This is a genomic window from Stenotrophomonas sp. STEN038 (assembly GCF_056759895.1).
The window spans coordinates 15,155-34,892 of sequence record NZ_JBRRDW010000010.1; the positions used below are offsets into that span (position 1 = coordinate 15,155).

Consider the following 19,738-nt stretch of genomic DNA (forward strand, 5'->3'; position numbering starts at 1 on the left):
TCAGGCCTTGGCCGTTACATCGATGGACTGGCCATCGGCGAGACGCACATACGCCTTGCGCCAATCGCCGCGGCGGCCTGCACGGTTACGGAAGGACTTGTTCTTGCCCTTCACGTTCAGCACGTTGACCGACTCGACCTTGACGTCGAACAGCTGCTCAACCGCGGCCTTTACATCGGCCTTGGTGGCTTCGTTCGAAACTTCGAAGACGTATTGGTTGGAGATTTCCTGCAGGCGCGCGGTCTTTTCAGAGACTCGCGGTGCACGCAGCACGCTGAAGATTTTTTCGTTGGCGCTCATGCCAGCCACTCCTCGACCTTCTTGACCGCGTCAGCGGTGATGACGACCGTGTCGGCACCGACCAGCGAAACCGGGTCCAGGCCCTGCACGTCACGCACCTGCACATACGGCAGGTTGCGAGCGGACAGGTACAGGTGCTCGGAAGCTTCTTCGGTGACGATCAGCGGACGCTTGCCCACTTCCAGGCCAGCCAGCTTGGTGGTCAGGGCCTTGGTGCTGGTCGCTTCGACATCGAACGACTCAACGATGGTCAGGCGACCCTGGCGGTTCAGCTCGGACAGGATGGCGCACATGGCGGCGCGATACTGCTTGCGATTGACCTTCTGTTCGAAGCTACGCGGCTTGGCCGCGAAGGTGACACCACCGCCGACGAAGATCGGAGCGGTCAGGGCACCGTGACGAGCGCCACCACCCTTCTGCTTCTTCGACTTCTTGGTGGTACCAGCCACTTCAGAACGCGTCTTCTGTGCCTTGGTGCCCGAACGTGCGGCGTTGCGGTAGGCAACGACGACCTGGTGAACCAGATCTTCGCTGAAATCGCGACCGAACACGGCTTCGGAGACCGAGACCTTGTTGTTGCTACCCGTGATAACGAGTTCCATCGTCATCTCTCCTTATGCCTTGCTAGCCGGACGCACGATCACGTCACCACCGGCTGCGCCAGGCACGGCGCCGCGGATGGCAATCAGACCACGCTCGACATCGACCTTGACCACTTCCAGGTTCTGCGTGCTCTGCTGCACCGAACCCATGTGGCCGGACATCTTCTTGCCCGGGAAAACGCGACCCGGGGTCTGGCGCTGGCCCAAGGAACCCGGCGCGCGATGCGACAGCGAGTTACCGTGGGTTGCATCGCCCATACGGAAGTTGTAGCGCTTGATGGTGCCCTGGAAGCCCTTACCCTTGGTGACGCCCTGGACGTCAACCGTCTGGCCGACTTCAAAGATGTCTGCCTTGATTTCGCCACCGACGGCGAAATCGCCGATCTGTGCGTCTTCAACGCGGAATTCCCACAGGCCGCGGCCGGCTTCAACCTTCGCCTTGGCGAGGTGACCAGCTTCCGGCTTGTTGACCAGTGCAGCGCGACGCGCGCCGACAGTCACCTGCACGGCGCTGTAGCCGTCGGTTTCGACGGTCTTGATCTGCGCGATGCGGTTCGGGGTGGCTTCAATCAGGGTCACTGGGATGGACTGGCCATCTTCAGCGAAAACGCGGCTCATGCCAGCCTTGCGGCCCACGAAGCCCAACGAATATTTCTTCGTCATGGTCGTAGTCCTCAGGTCAGCTTGATCTGAACGTCGACGCCGGCAGCCAGTTCGAGCTTCATCAGCGCGTCCACGGTCTTGTCGTTGGGGTCGACGATATCGAGCACGCGCTTATGCGTGCGGGTCTCGTACTGGTCACGCGCGTCTTTGTCGACGTGCGGGGAGACGAGGATGGTGTAACGCTCGATCTTGGTGGGCAGAGGGATCGGGCCACGCACTTGCGCGCCGGTCCGCTTTGCCGTTTCAACGATCTCGCTGGCCGAACGGTCGATCAAACGATGATCAAACGCCTTCAACCGAATTCGGATCTTTTGGTCCGCCATGACGGTATTCCTATGGGTCTAAAGAGCGACAGGTTCGGCCCCTATGTGTGCCGAACCCCATGAAAACGACGTTTAGCGCCGAAGCACTGCCCGTCGCGCGAATCCTTTCATAACAGCAGGGCGACCCGGTTTCCCGGCCCGCCCCAGACTTGTTCAAACGCACAAAAAACACCCCGTTGAACGGAGTGCCTCCCATGCGACCTGTCCTTGTCTGGCGAATACGAGGCGCGTCCTGCTCCTCTTTTCGCTGGTTGCGGAATTCTCGTAAACGAGCCCTTCCGCGAGTGGTCGTGCATTCTGTCAGTATTCTTTTCCTATTGCAACTCACCCCTCTGCCGAGGTATGGGGTGCTTCAGCTGACAGCTGGTTTTACGGGGTTTCCCGCGCATAAGCGGGTTTTGGCCTTGGCAACTGCGCAGCTGATCTGCGCGGATGCGGATATCCCGGCCAACTGCGGGATGAATGGCCAGATGGCGGCCGCGACAGCGGGAAGGCATGGAAACTCGCGTAACGCTACTGCGCTGGCGCCCTACCCCGGCCCAGGCCCAGCACTTGTGCTGGCCGGAGCCAGGCAAACCCCGAACAGGCCTGAATGTGAATACGCCTGCCCCACCACTCTCGCTGGGAGCGGCATTATCCACGCGGGCGCAGCGGAAGTACAAATCCATCCCGGCTGCAGCCTCCACCTATTCAGATTTTCCGAGCTTTCCGCGAAAAGTCGCCCTCACCCCACCCCCTCTCCCGTAAACGGGAGAGGGGCTCGCAATGCGTCGACTGCCAATGCACTACGAGCGCACGCAATCCTAGCCCCTCTCCCGCACGCGGGAGAGGGGTTGGGGTGAGGGGAAGCTTTTGACTTTTTGCTTTTGACCCCCGACTTCCAGCTTCTGGCTTTTTAGCCAATTGAAGCCTCGATCCGTCAAAGCTCGTGACCCATGAAGCTTTTACCGCCGAAACCTCCCAGCCTCTGAAGCGTCAGCCACAAGCGTCAAACAGAAACGCCGCACGAAGCCCCAACTACGGCCCCACCCCGCCCACAAAACAAACAAAAAAAGGGCGGCCCGGAGGCCGCCCTTCTTCAACACCTTGCTTCGCGAGGAAGCGCGGCGCTATTAGGCAACGATCTTTGCGACCACGCCGGCGCCGACGGTACGGCCACCTTCGCGGATTGCGAAGCGCAGACCTTCGTCCATTGCCACCGGGTTGATCAGGGTGACAACCATCTTCACGTTGTCGCCCGGCATCACCATCTCGACGCCTTCCGGCAGCTCAACCGCACCGGTGATGTCGGTGGTACGGAAGTAGAACTGCGGACGGTAACCCTTGAAGAACGGGGTGTGACGGCCGCCTTCGTCCTTCGACAGAACGTAGACTTCGGCTTCGAACTGGGTGTGCGGCTTGATCGAACCCGGCTTGGCCAGAACCTGGCCACGCTCGACGTCGTCACGCTTGGTGCCGCGCAGCAGCAGACCGGCGTTGTCACCTGCCTGACCCTGGTCCAGCAGCTTGCGGAACATTTCCACGCCGGTGACGGTGGTCTTCTGGACCGGACGGATACCGACGATTTCGATTTCTTCGCCGACCTTGATCACGCCGCGCTCGATACGACCGGTCACCACGGTGCCGCGGCCCGAGATCGAGAACACGTCTTCCACCGGCATCAGGAACGGCTTGTCGACGTCACGCTCCGGGGTCGGGATCCAGCTATCCAGTGCATCGACCAGCTTCAGGATGGCCGGCACGCCGATGTCGCTCTGGTCGCCTTCCAGCGCCATACGAGCCGAACCGTGCACGATCGGGGTGTCGTCGCCCGGGAAGTCGTACTTGCTCAGCAGCTCGCGGACTTCCATTTCGACCAGTTCCAGCAGCTCGGCATCGTCAACCATGTCGGCCTTGTTCAGGAACACGACGATGTACGGCACGCCGACCTGACGCGACAGCAGGATGTGCTCGCGGGTCTGCGGCATCGGGCCGTCAGCAGCCGAACAGACCAGGATCGCGCCGTCCATCTGGGCAGCACCGGTGATCATGTTCTTGACGTAGTCAGCATGGCCCGGGCAATCCACGTGGGCATAGTGACGCGAAGCGGATTCGTACTCGACGTGTGCGGTCGAGATCGTGATACCACGTGCCTTTTCTTCCGGTGCGGCATCGATCGAGGAGTAATCCTTGAACTCGCCGCCGAAGCGCTCTGCACCGATCTTGGTCAGTGCTGCGGTCAGGGTGGTCTTGCCATGATCGACGTGGCCGATGGTGCCGACGTTGACGTGCGGCTTGGTGCGCTCGAACTTACTCTTGGACATTGTTGTTCCTTAATTAGCTAAGACTTGGAAGGAGAGGCTGAGTCTGAGACTCAGCCCTTCTTGATGACGGTTTCGGCGATGTTGTTCGGCGCCGGCTCGTAATGGTCGAATTCCATCGTGAAGGTTGCGCGACCCTGGGTCTGCGAACGCAGCGCGGTGGCGTAACCGAACATTTCGCCCAGCGGGATCATCGCATTGATGATGCTGGCCGAGCCGTCACCGGTGGTGCCCGAACCCTGCAGAACGCCACGACGACGGCTTACGTCGCCCATCACGTCACCCTGATAGTCTTCCGGGGTCACGATCTCGACCTTCATGATCGGCTCCAGCAGAACCGGCTTGGCCTTGGCGAAGCCCTGCTTGAAGGCCATCGACGAGGCGAGCTTGAACGCCATTTCCGAGGAGTCAACGTCATGGTACGAGCCGAACACCAGCTTGACCTTGACGTCCACCACCGGGAAGCCAGCCAGCGGACCGCTGGTGATGGTTTCGCGCAGGCCCTTTTCCACGGAAGGAATGAATTCCTTCGGGATCACGCCGCCGGTGATGTCGTTGATGAACAGGAAGTCATCCTTGATCGCCGCAGACAGCTTCGGATCGGCACGGTCCTCAGCGGTGATCGGCGACAGCTCGATCACGACGTGACCGTACTGACCCTTACCACCGGACTGCTTGGCGTGCTTGTAATCCGACTTGACGTCGGCCATCTGGATGGTTTCGCGGTAGGCAACCTGCGGCTTGCCGACGTTGGCTTCAACGTTGAACTCGCGCTTGAGGCGGTCAACGATGATGTCCAGGTGCAGCTCGCCCATGCCGGAGATGATGGTCTGGCCGGATTCTTCGTCGGTCTTGACGCGGAACGACGGATCTTCCTGTGCCAGACGGCCCAGTGCCAGACCCATCTTTTCCTGGTCCGACTTGGTCTTCGGCTCGACGGCCATCGAGATCACCGGCTCCGGGAACACCATGCGCTCAAGCACGATCGGTGCTTCGAGCGAGCACAGCGTGTCACCGGTGGTGGTGTCCTTCAGACCCACGGCAGCAGCGATGTCACCAGCCAGAACTTCCTTGATTTCCTCGCGGTTGTTCGAGTGCATCTGCAGGATGCGGCCGATGCGCTCCTTCTTGTTCTTCACCGAGTTCAGCACGGTGTCGCCACCGTTCAGGGTGCCCGAGTAGACACGGAAGAAGGTCAGCGCGCCAACGAACGGATCGGTGATGATCTTGAACGCCAGCGACGAGAACGGAGCCTTGTCGTCCGACTTGCGGGTCATCTCGATGGTGTCGTCGTCGACGTCGGTGCCCTTCACGTCAGGCACGTCAACCGGCGACGGCAGCAGCTGGATCACGCCGTCCAGCATGGCCTGCACGCCCTTGTTCTTGAACGCCGAACCGCAGAACATCGGCACGATTTCAACGGCCAGCGTACGGGTACGCAGCGCGTTGATGATCTCGGCCTCGTCCAGCTCTTCGCCGCCCAGGTACTTTTCCATCAGCTCTTCGCTGGCTTCAGCCGCGGTCTCGATCATGAAGGTGCGGGCTTCTTCAGCCGCCGCCTGCAGATCAGCCGGGATTTCGCCGTACTCGAACTTCATGCCCTGCGAAGCCTCATCCCAATGGATGGCCTTCATCTTCAGCAGATCGACCACGCCCTTGAAGCCTTCTTCGGCACCGATCGGCAGCTGCATCGGCACGGCGACAGCGCCGAGCTTGGCCTTCAGCTGGTCACGAACCTTCAGGAAGTTGGCACCGGTACGGTCCATCTTGTTGACGAACGCGATGCGCGGGACCTGGTACTTGTTGGCCTGGCGCCACACGGTCTCGGACTGCGGCTGCACGCCACCAACGGCGCACAGCACGAACACCGCGCCGTCGAGCACGCGCAGGGAGCGCTCGACTTCGATGGTGAAGTCAACGTGCCCGGGGGTGTCGATGATGTTGAAACGGTGCTCCGGCAGGGACTTGTCCATGCCCTTCCAGAACGCGGTGGTAGCAGCGGACTGGATCGTGATGCCACGTTCCTGCTCCTGCTCCATCCAGTCCATGGTGGCGGCGCCGTCATGCACTTCACCGAGCTTGTGGCTCTTGCCGGTGTAGAACAGGATGCGCTCGGACGTGGTGGTCTTGCCGGCATCGATGTGGGCCATGATGCCGAAGTTACGGTAACGCTCGATAGGAGTGGTGCGGGCCACGGGAGCCTCTCAATTTCTTGGAATTCGGATGGCCGAACGCCGCCTTGCGGCGGCCTTCGGATTTAAGCAGCGCTCAAAGCGCTACAGGCAGCACCAACATGGGTGCCAGGGGCCCTGTTTCCAAGGCCCCCACAACTCACCAGCGGTAGTGAGCGAAGGCCTTGTTCGCTTCCGCCATACGGTGGGTTTCTTCGCGCTTCTTGATGGCGCCGCCACGGTTTTCCGAAGCGTCCAGCAGTTCAGCAGCCAGCTTGCGCGGCATGGTGTTCTCGCCGCGCTTACGCGCCGAGTCGATCAGCCAACGCATGGCCAGGGCCATCTTGCGCGAAGCGCGCACTTCGACCGGCACCTGATAGGTGGCACCACCGACGCGACGCGACTTCACTTCCACGCCCGGCGCAACGTTGTCCAGTGCCTTCTGCACCAGCTCGATTGCGTTCGGGTTCTTTTCGCTGATCACGTCCATGGCGCCATAGACGATCTTTTCAGCAACGGACTTCTTGCCGCTCAACATGACCATGTTGATGAAGCGGGCAATGGTTTCGCTCTTGTGCTTCGGATCCGGCAGAACCGAACGCTGGGGAGTATTACCTTTACGTGACATGTCTTATTCCTCAGGCCTTCGGACGCTTTGCGCCGTACTTGGAACGCGCCTGACGACGCTTGGCAACGCCGGCGGCATCGAGCGAGCCACGGACGGTGTGGTAACGCACACCCGGCAGATCCTTGACGCGACCGCCGCGGATCAGGACCACGGAGTGCTCCTGCAGGTTGTGGCCTTCACCACCGATGTAGGAAATCACTTCTTCCTGGTTGGTCAGGCGAACCTTTGCAACCTTGCGCAGAGCCGAGTTCGGCTTCTTCGGAGTGGTGGTGTACACGCGCGTGCAGACGCCACGGCGCTGCGGGCACTTGTCGAGCGCCGGCGAGGCACTCTTGTAGGTGGTAGCTTGACGCGGCTTGCGTACCAGCTGGTTGATCGTCGCCATCAGTAGGTTCTTCTGATTGGGGCCGCCAAAAAACGGCCAGGATGCGGAAATTGTAAAGCAGGCCAAAATTTTGGCCTGCTGAGACAGACGATTGTAGCAACTTGTCAAGAGCCCAGTCAAACAAGCCCATGCCAAGCCAGCCCTGATCCAGAGCCGTTACAGGGGTATCTCCGTATTCCCCGTTCAGGTCGAACTGCCGGTCCGCGAACGGACCGGCCGATCAAACTACTTACTCTTCACCAGTCGCCGGTTCAGCTTCCGGTGCCACGACCGCCGGTTCAGCGACCACGGCCGGACCGGCCAGGGTTGCGATTTCCGAATCGGTCAGACCCGACGCGTTACGACGGCGCTGGGCGTGGTACGCAAGGCCGGTACCCGCCGGAATCAGGCGGCCGACGATCACGTTTTCCTTCAGACCGCGCAGACCATCGGAGGTACCGCGCACGGCAGCCTCGGTCAGCACGCGGGTGGTTTCCTGGAACGAAGCCGCCGAGATGAACGACTCGGTGGCCAGCGATGCCTTGGTGATACCCAGCAGCACCGGCTCGAAACGTGCCGGCAGCTCGTTACGGGCGATCAGCTTGGCGTTCTCCTCGATCACGCGCTGGCGCTCGGCCTGCTCGCCATTGAGGAACTTGCTGCTGCCCTGGTCAACGATTTCCACCTTGCGCAGCATCTGACGCGAGATCACTTCAATGTGCTTGTCGTTGATCTTCACGCCCTGCAGGCGGTAAACGTCCTGGATTTCCTTGACCAGGTAACGGGCCAGTTCTTCCACGCCCTTCAGGCGCAGGATGTCCTGCGGGCTCGGCTCGCCGTCCACCACGGTTTCACCGCGGGTCACGTGCTCACCTTCGAACACGATGATCTGACGGTACTTCGGAATCAGCTCTTCGTGCTCCGAACCATCGGTGTCCTTGATGATCAGGCGCTGCTTGCCCTTGGTGTCCTTGCCGAAGCTGATGATACCCGAACGCTCGGCCAGGATCGCCGGGTCCTTCGGCTTGCGGGCTTCGAACAAGTCGGCAACGCGCGGCAGACCACCGGTGATGTCGCGGGTCTTCGAGGCTTCCTGCGGGATCTTGGCAACCACGTCGCCCACGCCTACCGGCGCGCCATCCTGCAGGTTGACGATCGAGCGCGGCGGCAGCAGGTACTGTGCCGGCAGGTCGGTGCCCGGGATGGTCAGGTCATTGCCCTTGCCATCGACGATGCGGACCAGCGGACGCAGATCCTTGGCCTGCGAGCCACGACGCTTCGGATCGGTGATTTCGCGCGAGGCCAGACCGGTCAATTCGTCGGTCTTCTCGATCACGGTCACGCCATCGATGAAGTCGATGAAGCGCACGAAACCAGCCACTTCCGACACGATCGGGTGGTTATGCGGATCCCAGTTGGCCACGGTCTGGCCAGCCTTGATTTCCGCACCGTCCTTGACGCCAATGCTGGCACCGTAGGGCAGCTTGTAACGCTCACGCTCACGACCATGCGGGTCGAGCACGGAGATTTCACCCGAGCGCGAGACCGCAACCAGCGAACCGCTGGTCTGCTCGACGTGCTTCAGGTTGGAGAACTTCACCGAACCGGTGGTCTTGACGGTGATGTTGTCGACCGCAGCCGCACGCGATGCCGCACCACCGATGTGGAACGTACGCATGGTCAGCTGGGTACCCGGCTCACCGATCGACTGTGCGGCGATGACGCCGACCGCTTCACCGATGTTGACGATGTGGCCACGGGCCAGATCGCGGCCGTAGCACAGGCTGCAGACACCGAAGGACGAGGCGCAGGTGATGGTCGAGCGGACCTTGATGGTCTGCACGCCGGCTTCTTCCAGCTTGTTCACCCACTGCTCGTCGAGCACGGTGTTGCGGGTCACGATCGGATCTTCGTCGTTGCCCGGCAGGAACACGTCCTCGGCCACGACGCGACCCAGCACGCGGTCCTTCAACGGCTCAACCACGTCGCCGCCTTCCACGATCGGAATCATGGTCAGGCCTTCGGAGGTACCGCAATCGACCTCGGTGATCACCACGTCCTGCGCCACGTCGACCAGACGACGGGTCAGGTAACCCGAGTTCGCCGTCTTCAACGCGGTATCGGCCAGACCCTTACGGGCACCGTGGGTGGAGTTGAAGTACTCCTGCACGTTCAGGCCTTCACGGAAGTTCGCCTTGATGGGCGTCTCGATGATCGAGCCGTCCGGACGCGCCATCAGGCCACGCATACCGGCCAGCTGACGGATCTGCGCCTGGCTACCACGCGCACCGGAGTCGGCCATGATGTACAGCGAGTTCATCGACTTCTGGTCGACCATCTCACCGTCGCTGCCCACGACCTTCTCGGTACCGATGGTTTCCATCATCGCCTTGGCGATGCGCTCATTGGTGCGCGACCAGATGTCGACCACCTTGTTGTAGCGCTCGCCAGCGGTGACCAGACCGGACTGGTACTGCTCCTGGATTTCCAGCACTTCGGCTTCGGCTTCGCCGAGGATGCCCTTCTTCTCGTCCGGGATCAGCATGTCGTCGATGCCGATCGAGACGCCAGCGCGGGTTGCGTAGGCATAGCCGGTGTACATCAGCTTGTCGGCGAACACCACGGTGTCCTTCAGACCCAGCAGACGGTAGCTCTGGTTGATCAGGCGCGAGATGTTCTTCTTGGTCATCTCGGTGTTGCACAGCTCGAACGGCAGGCCTTCCGGCATGATCTCGCTCAGCAGCGCACGGCCGACGGTGGTGTCGACGATCGAGGTCTTCTTGACCTTGTTGCCGTCTTCGTCACGCTCGACCTGCACGATGCGCACCTTGACGCGGGCGTGCAGCTCAACCAGACGGTTGTCGTAGGCACGCTTCACTTCGTCGGTGTTCGCGAACACCATGCCCTCGCCCTGCTTGTTCACCAGCGAGCGCGCCATGTAGTACAGGCCCAACACGACGTCCTGCGACGGCACGATGATCGGCTCGCCGTTGGCCGGCGACAGGATGTTGTTGGTGGACATCATCAGCGCACGCGCTTCCAGCTGGGCTTCCAGCGAGAGCGGCACGTGGACGGCCATCTGGTCACCGTCGAAGTCGGCGTTGAATGCGGTACAGACCAGCGGATGCAGCTGGATGGCCTTGCCTTCGATCAACAGCGGTTCGAACGCCTGGATGCCCAGACGGTGCAGGGTCGGCGCACGGTTCAGCAGCACCGGATGTTCGCGGATGACTTCTTCCAGGACGTCCCAGACTTCGCCTTCTTCGCGCTCGACCAGCTTCTTGGCAGCCTTGATGGTGGTGGCCAGGCCACGACGCTGCAGCTTGGCGAACACGAACGGCTTGAACAGCTCAAGCGCCATCTTCTTCGGCAGGCCGCACTGGTGCAGCTTCAGGTACGGACCCACGGTGATCACCGAACGGCCCGAATAATCGACGCGCTTGCCCAGCAGGTTCTGACGGAAACGACCCTGCTTGCCCTTGATCATGTCGGCCAGCGACTTGAGCGGGCGCTTGTTGGTGCCGGTGATGGCACGGCCGCGACGGCCGTTGTCCAACAGGGCGTCAACCGACTCCTGCAGCATGCGCTTTTCGTTGCGCACGATGATGTCCGGAGCGTTCAGCTCCAGCAGGCGGCGCAGGCGGTTGTTACGGTTGATGACGCGGCGGTACAGATCGTTCAGATCCGAGGTCGCGAAGCGGCCACCGTCCAGCGGCACCAGCGGACGCAGGTCCGGCGGCAGCACCGGCAGCACGGTCATCACCATCCACTCCGGGCGGTTGCCCGACTCGAGGAAGGCTTCGACCAGCTTGATGCGCTTGGTCAGACGCTTGAGCTTGGTTTCCGAACCGGTCGAGGCGATTTCCTCGCGCAGGCGGACCATTTCGGCCTGCAGGTCGATGGTGCGCAGCAGTTCGTAGACGGCCTCGGCGCCCATGGCGGCGTCGAAGTCGTCGCCGTGTTCCTGGCGGGCCTGCAGGTACTGTTCTTCGGTCAGCAGCTGGCGGCGCTCCAGGGCGGTCAGGCCCGGCTCGGTCACCACGTAGGCTTCGAAGTACAGCACGCGCTCGATGTCACGCAGGGTCATGTCCAGCATCAGGCCGATGCGCGACGGCAGCGACTTGAGGAACCAGATGTGCGCGACCGGCGATGCCAGGTCGATGTGGCCCATGCGCTCGCGGCGCACCTTGGCCAGGGTGACTTCGGTGCCGCACTTTTCGCAGACGACGCCGCGGTGCTTCATGCGCTTGTACTTGCCGCACAGGCACTCGTAGTCCTTGACCGGTCCGAAGATGGCGGCGCAGAACAGGCCGTCACGTTCCGGCTTGAAGGTACGGTAGTTGATGGTTTCCGGCTTCTTCACTTCGCCGAAGGACCACGAACGGATCAGGTCCGGCGAGGCCAGCGCGATCTTGATCGCGTCGAAGTCCAGCGTCTGGCGCTGCTGGTTGAAGAGGTTGAGCAGGTCTTTCATGGTGTTCTCCGAAAGGAGGAAATCTGTGTCGATGGGCTGTCAGTCAGTGCTGGCGGCGCTGCTGCATCACTGCAGCAGCGCCTGCGCAATCAACCGCCTTCCAGTTCCATGTTGATGGCCAGCGAGCGGATTTCCTTCACCAAAACGTTGAAGGATTCCGGCATGCCCGCAACCATCTCGTGCTCACCGTCGACGATGTTCTTGTACATCTGGTTACGGCCCTGTACGTCATCGGACTTCACCGTCAGCATTTCCTGCAGGGTGTAGGCCGCGCCGTAGGCTTCCAGTGCCCAGACTTCCATTTCACCGAAGCGCTGACCACCGAACTGCGCCTTGCCGCCCAGCGGCTGCTGGGTAACGAGCGAGTACGGACCGGTCGAACGGGCATGCATCTTGTCGTCGACCAAATGGTTCAACTTCAGGTAATGCATGTAGCCAACCGTGGTCTTGCGGTCGAAGGCTTCGCCGGTGCGGCCGTCATACAGCTGCATCTGCGTCTTGCTGGCGTTGAAGCCCAGGCGAGCGGTTTCCGGTGCTTCATCCGGGTAGGCCAGATTCAGCATCTCGCGGATTTCCTCTTCCGCCGCGCCGTCGAACACCGGGGTTGCCATCGGCACGCCGTCGGTCAGGTTCTTGGCCAGGTTCAGCAGCTCTTCGTCGCTGAACTGGGACAGGTCCACGCGCTGCTCGGACACGGCCGAGTCATGGTTGTAGATCTTGCCCAGGAACTCACGCAGTTCGCTGACCGCACGCTGCTGTTCCAGCATGCCCTGGATGCGCTTGCCCAGACCCTTTGCGGCCCAACCAAGGTGCACTTCCAGAATCTGGCCGATGTTCATACGCGACGGCACGCCCAGCGGGTTCAAGCAGATGTCCACGGTGTTGCCGTCAGCCATGTACGGCATGTCTTCGACCGGCACCACGTTGGAGACCACACCCTTGTTACCGTGGCGGCCTGCCATCTTGTCACCCGGCTGGATGCGACGCTTCACGGCAAGGAACACCTTGACCATCTTCAGCACGCCCGGTGCCAGGTCGTCGCCCTGGGTGATCTTGCCGCGCTTGTCGGCGAAGCGACGCTCGAATTCCTTCTCGTGTGCCTGGATCTGCATCTGGGCACGCTCGATGGCGTCGGACGCATCGTCGTCCTTCATGCGCAGGGTGAACCAGTCGGACTTCTTCAGGCCGTCCAGCAGCGCATCGGAAACAACGTCACCCTTCTTCAGGTTGGCGCCGCCGTTGGCGACCTTGCCCACGATCTGCGAACGCAGACGTGCGTAGATGGCGCCTTCCAGGATGCGGAACTGGTCGTCGAAGTCTTTCTTGACGCGCTTGATCTCGTTCTCTTCGATCTGGCGTGCGCGCTTGTCCTTCTCGATGCCGTCGCGGGTGAAGACCTGCACGTCGATGACGGTGCCGTCCATGCCCGGCGGAACGCGCAGCGAGCTGTCCTTAACGTCGGAAGCCTTCTCGCCGAAGATCGCGCGCAGCAGCTTCTCTTCCGGGGTCAGCTGGCTCTCGCCCTTCGGCGTGACCTTGCCAACCATGATGTCGCCGGCGCGCACTTCCGCACCGATGTACACCACGCCGGATTCGTCCAGACGGTTCAGCGCCTGCTCGGACACGTTCGGGATGTCGGCGGAAATTTCCTCCGGCCCCAACTTGGTGTCACGCGCAACGCAGGTCAGCTCTTCGATGTGGATCGTGGTGTAACGATCCTCTTCCACCACACGCTCGGACAGCAGGATGGAGTCTTCGAAGTTGTAGCCGTTCCACGGCATGAAGGCGATCAGCATGTTCTGACCCAGCGCCAGTTCACCGATATCGGTGGACGGGCCATCGGCCAGCACGTCGCCGCGCGCGATCACGTCACCCACGTTCACCAGCGGACGCTGGTTGATACAGGTGTTCTGGTTCGAACGGGTGTACTTGATCAGGTTGTAGATATCCACGCCGGCATCTGCCGGATCGGTGATCTCGTTCTCGTTGGCCTTGACCACGATGCGGCCGGCGTCGATCTGCACGATCTCGCCACCACGCAGTGCGTTCACGGTCACACCGGAGTCACGCGCCACGGCGCGTTCGATACCGGTACCCACCAGCGGCTTCTGCGCACGCAGGGTCGGCACGGCCTGGCGCTGCATGTTGGCGCCCATCAGTGCGCGGTTTGCGTCATCGTGCTCCAGGAACGGAACCAGTGCCGCAGCGACCGACACGGTCTGCATCGGCGAGACGTCCATGAAGTGGACTTCTGCCGGCGGCTTGAGCAGCGACTCACCCTGGAAGCGGCACGGTACAAACTGCTCGGTGAGCATGTTCTTGGCATCGGTCAGGGCGTTGGCCTGGGCGATGACGTACTCGTTTTCTTCGATGGCCGACAGGAACTCGATCTCGTCGGAGACCTTGCCGTCATGCACCTTGCGGTACGGGGTTTCCAGGAAGCCGTACTTGTTGGTGCGTGCGAACACGGCCAACGAGTTGATCAGGCCAATGTTCGGGCCTTCCGGCGTTTCGATGGTGCAGACACGGCCGTAATGGGTCGGGTGCACGTCGCGGACTTCGAAGCCGGCGCGTTCGCGGGTCAGGCCGCCCGGGCCCAGCGCCGAGACGCGACGCTTGTGCGTCACTTCCGACAGCGGGTTGTTCTGATCCATGAACTGCGACAGCTGCGAGGAGCCGAAGAATTCCTTGATCGCGGCAGCAACCGGCTTGGCATTGATCAGTTCCTGCGGGGTCAAGCCTTCCGACTCGGCCATCGACAGGCGCTCCTTGACCGCGCGCTCGACGCGGACCAGGCCCACGCGGAACACGTTCTCGGCCATTTCACCGACCGAACGCACGCGACGGTTGCCCAGGTGATCGATGTCATCGACCACGCCGCGACCGTTGCGGATCTCGGTCAGCACCTTGATCACGTCAAGGATGTCGGAGCCTTCGCCGTGTGCGGCGACCAGGCGCTTGGATTCCTCGTCGTTGCGCTCGCCGAAGTACTTGCGGTCATACAGCACCGACTCACCGGTGACTTCCTTGCGGCCGACACGACGGTTGAACTTCATGCGGCCAACCGTGGACAGGTCGTAGCGCTCGAAGGTGAAGAACAGGTTGTGGAACAGGTTCTGCGCGGCGTCCTTGGTCGGCGGCTCGCCCGGACGCATCATGCGATAGATTTCGACCAGCGCTTCGAGCTGGGTCTTGGTGCCATCGATGCGCAGGGTGTTGGACAGGTACGGGCCACGATCCAGATCGTTCACCCACAGCGTGCCCACTGCATCAACGCCCGCCTTGCGGAAGTTCTGCAGCTGCTCGTCGCTGATTTCGTCGTTGGCCTGGGCCAGCAGTTCACCGGTGTTGGCATCAACCACGTCGTGCGACAGGATGCGGCCGACGATGTAATCGTCCGGCACGGCCAACGCAGCAATGCCCGAGGCCTGCAGCTGCTTGATGTGGCGCGCGGTGATGCGCTTGCCAGCTTCCACGATGACCTTGTCGCCGTCAGCCAGGTCGAAGTTCAGCGTTTCGCCACGCAGACGCTCCGGCACCAGCTCCAGCTGCACGCCTTCGTCCGGGTTGATGTGGAAGGTGTTGACCTCGAAGAACTCGGCCAGCATCTCTTCGTTGTTGTAGCCCAGCGCACGCAGCAGCACCGACACCGGCAACTTGCGGCGACGGTCGATACGGGTGAACAGTGCGTCCTTCGGGTCGAACTCGAAGTCCAGCCAGGAACCGCGGTACGGAATGATGCGGGCGCTGTACAGCAGCTTGCCCGAGCTGTGGGTCTTGCCACGGTCGTGGTCGAAGAACACGCCCGGCGAACGGTGCAGCTGCGACACGATGACGCGCTCGGTACCGTTGACGATGAAGGTGCCGTTGTCGGTCATCAACGGGATTTCGCCCAGATAGACCTCCTGCTCCTTCACATACTTGATCGCCTTGGTGGACGATTCGCGGTCGTAGATGACCAGACGCACAGTGACGCGCAGCGGCGCGCCGTAGCTCATGCCGCGCTGGCGGCACTCGCGCTCGTCAAACACCGGGTCGCCCAGCTTGTAGCCGACGTATTCCAGGGCAGCATTGCCGCTGTAGCTGGAAATCGGGAACACCGACTTCAGCGCAGCATGCAGGCCGTGGTCGGAGCGCTTGGCCGGGTCGATGTTTTCCTGCAGGAATTCGCGGTACGAATCAACCTGGATCGCGAGCAGGAACGGCACCTCGAGGATCGAGCGCTGCTTGCCGAAATCTTTGCGGATGCGCTTTTTTTCGGTGTACGAATAGGACGTCATGAGGTCTTCCACCTTGTTGTGCGAGCCGTGCGTCCACGACCCGTAAGGAAATCTTGAAATTGTCAGTTGGAAGTCGCTGGTATTGCCGGCACCAGCACGCCTTCTATTGCTACTTCCAACTGCCAACTCGCTTGTATCGGCTGCGGGTCACCCCATCGTCTGGAGCGCAGCGCCTGACACCTGCCACGTTGGTCTTTCTATTGCCTGCCAGGCACGCCCGGCATTACAACGGTTTGAAACGACCAAAGGCCGGGGGCTTTACGCCCCCAGCCTTGGCTGCATCGCCGTGAATCGATGACGATGCAAGAACTGATTACTTCAGCTCGACGGTCGCGCCGGCGGCTTCCAGTTCCTTCTTGAACTTGTCGGCGTCTTCCTTCGAAGCGCCTTCCTTCACGACGCCGCCGGCTTCAGCCAGGTCCTTCGCTTCCTTCAGGCCCAGGCCGGTGATGGCGCGGACGGCCTTAATCACTTCGACCTTCTTCGCGCCGGCATCCTTCAGGATGACGTTGAATTCGGTCTGCTCTTCAACGACAGCAGCCGGGCCAGCAGCAGCAACTGCAACCGGGGCAGCAGCCGACACGCCGAACTTCTCTTCGATGGCCTTGACCAGCTCCATCACTTCCATCAGGGACTTTTCGGCGATCGCGTCGACGATCTGATCATTGGTAAGGGACATTTTGATTACCTTTTGAAAATTTTCTGGATTGAGGTTCCTTGCGGAACCACGTGGACGTCGAACTTAGACGGCTTCAGCTTCAGCGGCCGGCGCTGCAGCTTCCGCTGCGCCACCTTCCTGCTTCTCACCGATAGCCTTGACGGCGCGGGCGAACATGGTGACCGGCTCGGTCAGGACGCGGGCCAACATGGCCAGGGCCTGATCACGGGTCGGCAACGATGCCAGCACGTCGACGTGGCTGGCCGGGAAAACTTCCCCGCCGATTGCCACGACTTTCGCCTTCAGCTTGTCGTTACCCTTGGCTGCATCCTTGATCAGGCGACCGGCTGCGCCGGGCTCCTCAAGCGAAAACGCATACAGCAGCGGACCAACCATCTGGTCTTTTGCAACTGCGAAATCGGTGCCTTCAACGGCGCGCGAGGCCAGCGTGTTCTTGACAACCTTCAAGAAAACACCGGTTTCGCGGGCCTGCTTACGCATCGCGGTCATCTGAGCGACCGTGGTGCCAGCGTATTCGGCTGCGATCAAGGAGTGGGCCTTGGCGGCGACGTCTGCCAGCTCGGCGACTACTTCTTGCTTCTGGGACAGATTGAGAGCCATTGCACTCCTCCGTTTAAGCGGGAATCGGTGATCCGGGATCAGCGCAAGCGGGTTTCCACGCCTGTAAATCTCGAACTTCCAATCTCCACTTCAAACATATTCCGCTTACGGCTCCTAGCCGTGTGCGGTCCTGGGCGGCATCCGTCCTGGACGCCGGGAACATCGGGTGATGTTCCGGTGGTGGCCGTTCTAGAGCTGGAGTGTGCAGACCTGGGCGAACCCAGACATACGTGAACCAGAAAAATCCAGAAGGGCGGCACCATCTACGCAGGGTGATCCGAGAACGAATCGATTAAGCGATCTCGCTGTGCCGGCGGCGACTCCTTGCCAAATCGAGCTTCCGTGCCCGTCGCCGGTATGCGCTGACCGCGCCTGCGGTCTTTGACGGCTCCACGCAGGTCACCCTGCGCGACGCCTTCAAAATGACGGCCCCGGCACCAGAGGTACCGAGGCCGCTTCAAACAATTACTTCAGGCTCAGCGAGGACTGGTCAACAGTCACGCCCGGGCCCATCGTCGAGCTGACCGACACCTTCTGCAGGTACAGGCCCTTCGAGGTGGCCGGCTTGGCCTTGATCAGGTCAACCAGCAGTGCCTGCAGGTTCGACTGCAGCGCGCCGTTTTCGAAGCTGGCCTTGCCGATGGTGCAGTGGATGATGCCGGCCTTGTCGGTGCGGTAACGCACCTGACCCGACTTGGCATTCTTGACGGCTTCGCCCGGGTTGGCCGAAACGGTGCCGACCTTCGGGTTCGGCATCAAGCCACGCGGGCCCAGCAGGGTGCCCAGCTTACCGACAACGCGCATCGCGTCCGGGGTAGCAATGACGACGTCATAGTTCAGATCGCCGGCCTGCATCTTCTCAGCCAGGTCGTCCATGCCGACGGCTTCAGCGCCAGCGGCCAGGGCTTCGTCAGCCTTGGCACCGGCCGGAGCGAACACGGCAACGCGGACCGACTTGCCGGTACCGGCGGGCAGCACGGTGGAACCGCGCACCTGCTGGTCGGACTTCTTGGCATCCACGCCCAGACGCACGGCCACGTCGATCGACTCGACGAACTTGGCCTTGGTGGCGGTCTTCAGGATGTTGATTGCGTCCTCGAAGGCGTATGCCTTGCCCGGGACGATAGCGGCCTTGATGGCCTTCTCACGCTTGGTCTGTGCCATCAGATTAACCCTCTACCACCAGGCCCATGGAACGGGCAGAACCCGCGATCGTACGTACGGCGGCGTCAAGGCTTGCAGCCGTCAGATCCGGCTCCTTCGCCTTGCAGATTTCTTCCAGCTGCGCGCGCGTTACCTTGCCCACCTTGTCGGTGTTCGGCTTCTTCGAGCCCGAAGAAATGCCAGCGGCCTTCTTCAGCAGCGTGGTCGCCGGGGTGCTCTTGGTGATGAAGGTGAACGTACGGTCCGAATAGGCCGTGATGATCACCGGCACCGGCAGACCCGGTTCCAGCTTCTGCGTGGCAGCGTTGAACGCCTTGCAGAATTCCATGATGTTCAGGCCACGCTGACCCAGCGCAGGACCGACCGGCGGCGAGGGATTGGCCTGACCGGCCTTTACCTGCAGCTTGATATAACCGACAACTTTCTTTGCCATTAGAGTGCTCTCCGGGTGCTAGCGCCTTGCGACAACAGGCTCCCCATCGGACCGGGAATCACGCGTCCCGGCATCGCGTTGTGAAATCGCACCAAAGGCCACCTCGCGGCAGCCCTTGATTTGCTCCCGCATTGGGGAGCCGAAAATTGTAGCAGCTTTTTGCGATGCCACCTGAACAGGTGGCGTGCAACGCCTTAGATCGCCTTCTCGACCTGGCCGAACTCAAGCTCGACCGGGGTGGCGCGACCAAAGATCAGCACCGAGACGCGCAGACGGCTCTTTTCGTAATTGACTTCTTCGACAACGCCGTTGAAATCGTTGAACGGGCCTTCGGTGACACGGACCATCTGGCCCGGCTCGAACAGCACCTTCGGACGCGGCTTCTCGACACCCTCCTGAACGCGATTCAGGATGGCAGCGGCTTCGCTGTCCTGGATCGGCAGAGGACGGTCGGCAGTGCCACCAATGAAACCCATGACCTTCGGGGTTTCCTTGACCAGATGCCAGCTTTCGTTGTCGATGCGCGGGATACCGGCTTCTTCGTGGGTTTCGATCTGGACCAGCACGTAACCGGGGAAGAACTTGCGTTCGGAGCGGCGCTTCTGGCCTGCGCGCATTTCCACCACTTCTTCCGTGGGGACCAGCACATCACCGAAAAGCTCCTGCATCTCGTCACGCGCGATGCGATCACGCAATGCCTGCGCAACCGACTTCTCAAAACCTGAATAGGCGTGAACGACGTACCAACGCTTCACAG

Annotated in this window: 15 protein-coding genes; all 15 read right to left on the bottom strand. The window is 61.5% G+C overall.

What is annotated here, in order from left to right; genetic code table 11:
* Complete coding sequence (gene rplW / locus ACVOLS_RS05965; protein ID WP_057629589.1) at positions 1–300, bottom strand: 50S ribosomal protein L23; 300 nt, start codon at positions 298–300, stop codon at positions 1–3.
* Positions 297–902, bottom strand: a complete 606-nt coding sequence (gene rplD / locus ACVOLS_RS05970) for a 50S ribosomal protein L4 (protein WP_282270283.1) — start codon at positions 900–902, stop codon at positions 297–299. The genes rplW and rplD overlap by 4 nt, the downstream gene beginning before the upstream one ends.
* 12 nt (positions 903–914) lie before the next feature.
* Positions 915–1,565, bottom strand: a complete 651-nt coding sequence (gene rplC, locus ACVOLS_RS05975; protein ID WP_481544864.1) for a 50S ribosomal protein L3 — start codon at positions 1,563–1,565, stop codon at positions 915–917.
* Positions 1,566–1,576: 11 nt separating this feature from the next.
* Positions 1,577–1,888, bottom strand: a complete 312-nt coding sequence (rpsJ, locus tag ACVOLS_RS05980) for a 30S ribosomal protein S10 (RefSeq protein ID WP_010341589.1) — start codon at positions 1,886–1,888, stop codon at positions 1,577–1,579.
* A 1,112-nt stretch (positions 1,889–3,000) separates the two neighbouring features.
* Positions 3,001–4,191: an elongation factor Tu gene (gene tuf / locus ACVOLS_RS05985; RefSeq protein ID WP_481544865.1), complete on the bottom strand. Its 1,191-nt coding sequence runs from the start codon at positions 4,189–4,191 to the stop codon at positions 3,001–3,003.
* Positions 4,192–4,241: 50 nt separating this feature from the next.
* A complete protein-coding gene (gene fusA, locus ACVOLS_RS05990; RefSeq protein WP_481544866.1) occupies positions 4,242–6,383 on the bottom strand; it encodes an elongation factor G in 2,142 nt (713 codons plus the stop codon).
* Between the two features lie 136 nt (positions 6,384–6,519).
* Positions 6,520–6,987 (bottom strand): 30S ribosomal protein S7, encoded by a 468-nt coding sequence (rpsG, locus tag ACVOLS_RS05995; protein ID WP_057630019.1) that lies wholly within the window; start codon positions 6,985–6,987, stop codon positions 6,520–6,522.
* 10 nt (positions 6,988–6,997) lie between these two features.
* A complete protein-coding gene (rpsL, locus tag ACVOLS_RS06000; protein WP_004145320.1) occupies positions 6,998–7,372 on the bottom strand; it encodes a 30S ribosomal protein S12 in 375 nt (124 codons plus the stop codon).
* Positions 7,373–7,601: 229 nt separating this feature from the next.
* Positions 7,602–11,825, bottom strand: coding sequence for a DNA-directed RNA polymerase subunit beta' (rpoC, locus tag ACVOLS_RS06005; RefSeq protein WP_481510397.1), 4,224 nt, complete (start codon positions 11,823–11,825; stop codon positions 7,602–7,604).
* An 89-nt stretch (positions 11,826–11,914) separates the two neighbouring features.
* The gene (rpoB, locus tag ACVOLS_RS06010) at positions 11,915–16,105 is read right to left on the bottom strand and encodes a DNA-directed RNA polymerase subunit beta (RefSeq protein ID WP_481544867.1); all 4,191 of its coding nucleotides are present in this window, start codon (positions 16,103–16,105) and stop codon (positions 11,915–11,917) included.
* Between the two features lie 313 nt (positions 16,106–16,418).
* On the bottom strand, positions 16,419–16,784 hold the full coding sequence (gene rplL / locus ACVOLS_RS06015; RefSeq protein ID WP_303749025.1) for a 50S ribosomal protein L7/L12: 366 nt from the start codon (positions 16,782–16,784) through the stop codon (positions 16,419–16,421).
* 63 nt (positions 16,785–16,847) lie between these two features.
* The gene (gene rplJ / locus ACVOLS_RS06020) at positions 16,848–17,384 is read right to left on the bottom strand and encodes a 50S ribosomal protein L10 (RefSeq protein ID WP_296253869.1); all 537 of its coding nucleotides are present in this window, start codon (positions 17,382–17,384) and stop codon (positions 16,848–16,850) included.
* A gap of 465 nt (positions 17,385–17,849) precedes the next feature.
* Positions 17,850–18,548, bottom strand: a complete 699-nt coding sequence (gene rplA, locus ACVOLS_RS06025; RefSeq protein ID WP_481544868.1) for a 50S ribosomal protein L1 — start codon at positions 18,546–18,548, stop codon at positions 17,850–17,852.
* A 4-nt stretch (positions 18,549–18,552) separates the two neighbouring features.
* Entirely contained in the window at positions 18,553–18,981 is a 429-nt protein-coding gene (gene rplK, locus ACVOLS_RS06030; protein WP_057630030.1) for a 50S ribosomal protein L11, read from the bottom strand.
* A gap of 194 nt (positions 18,982–19,175) precedes the next feature.
* Positions 19,176–19,736, bottom strand: a complete 561-nt coding sequence (gene nusG / locus ACVOLS_RS06035; RefSeq protein WP_057630031.1) for a transcription termination/antitermination protein NusG — start codon at positions 19,734–19,736, stop codon at positions 19,176–19,178.
* Positions 19,737–19,738 lie beyond the last annotated feature (2 nt).

Coding starts and splice junctions, on each gene's coding strand:
- rplA (WP_481544868.1), bottom strand. CDS start 18,548: ATGGCACAGACCAAGCGTGAGAAGGCCATCAAGGCCGCTATCGTCCCG.
- rpoB (WP_481544867.1), bottom strand. CDS start 16,105: ATGACGTCCTATTCGTACACCGAAAAAAAGCGCATCCGCAAAGATTTC.
- rpsG (WP_057630019.1), bottom strand. CDS start 6,987: ATGTCACGTAAAGGTAATACTCCCCAGCGTTCGGTTCTGCCGGATCCG.
- rplJ (WP_296253869.1), bottom strand. CDS start 17,384: ATGGCTCTCAATCTGTCCCAGAAGCAAGAAGTAGTCGCCGAGCTGGCA.
- rpsL (WP_004145320.1), bottom strand. CDS start 7,372: ATGGCGACGATCAACCAGCTGGTACGCAAGCCGCGTCAAGCTACCACC.
- rplL (WP_303749025.1), bottom strand. CDS start 16,784: ATGTCCCTTACCAATGATCAGATCGTCGACGCGATCGCCGAAAAGTCC.
- rplK (WP_057630030.1), bottom strand. CDS start 18,981: ATGGCAAAGAAAGTTGTCGGTTATATCAAGCTGCAGGTAAAGGCCGGT.
- rplW (WP_057629589.1), bottom strand. CDS start 300: ATGAGCGCCAACGAAAAAATCTTCAGCGTGCTGCGTGCACCGCGAGTC.
- rplD (WP_282270283.1), bottom strand. CDS start 902: ATGGAACTCGTTATCACGGGTAGCAACAACAAGGTCTCGGTCTCCGAA.
- rplC (WP_481544864.1), bottom strand. CDS start 1,565: ATGACGAAGAAATATTCGTTGGGCTTCGTGGGCCGCAAGGCTGGCATG.
- tuf (WP_481544865.1), bottom strand. CDS start 4,191: ATGTCCAAGAGTAAGTTCGAGCGCACCAAGCCGCACGTCAACGTCGGC.
- rpoC (WP_481510397.1), bottom strand. CDS start 11,825: ATGAAAGACCTGCTCAACCTCTTCAACCAGCAGCGCCAGACGCTGGAC.
- rpsJ (WP_010341589.1), bottom strand. CDS start 1,888: ATGGCGGACCAAAAGATCCGAATTCGGTTGAAGGCGTTTGATCATCGT.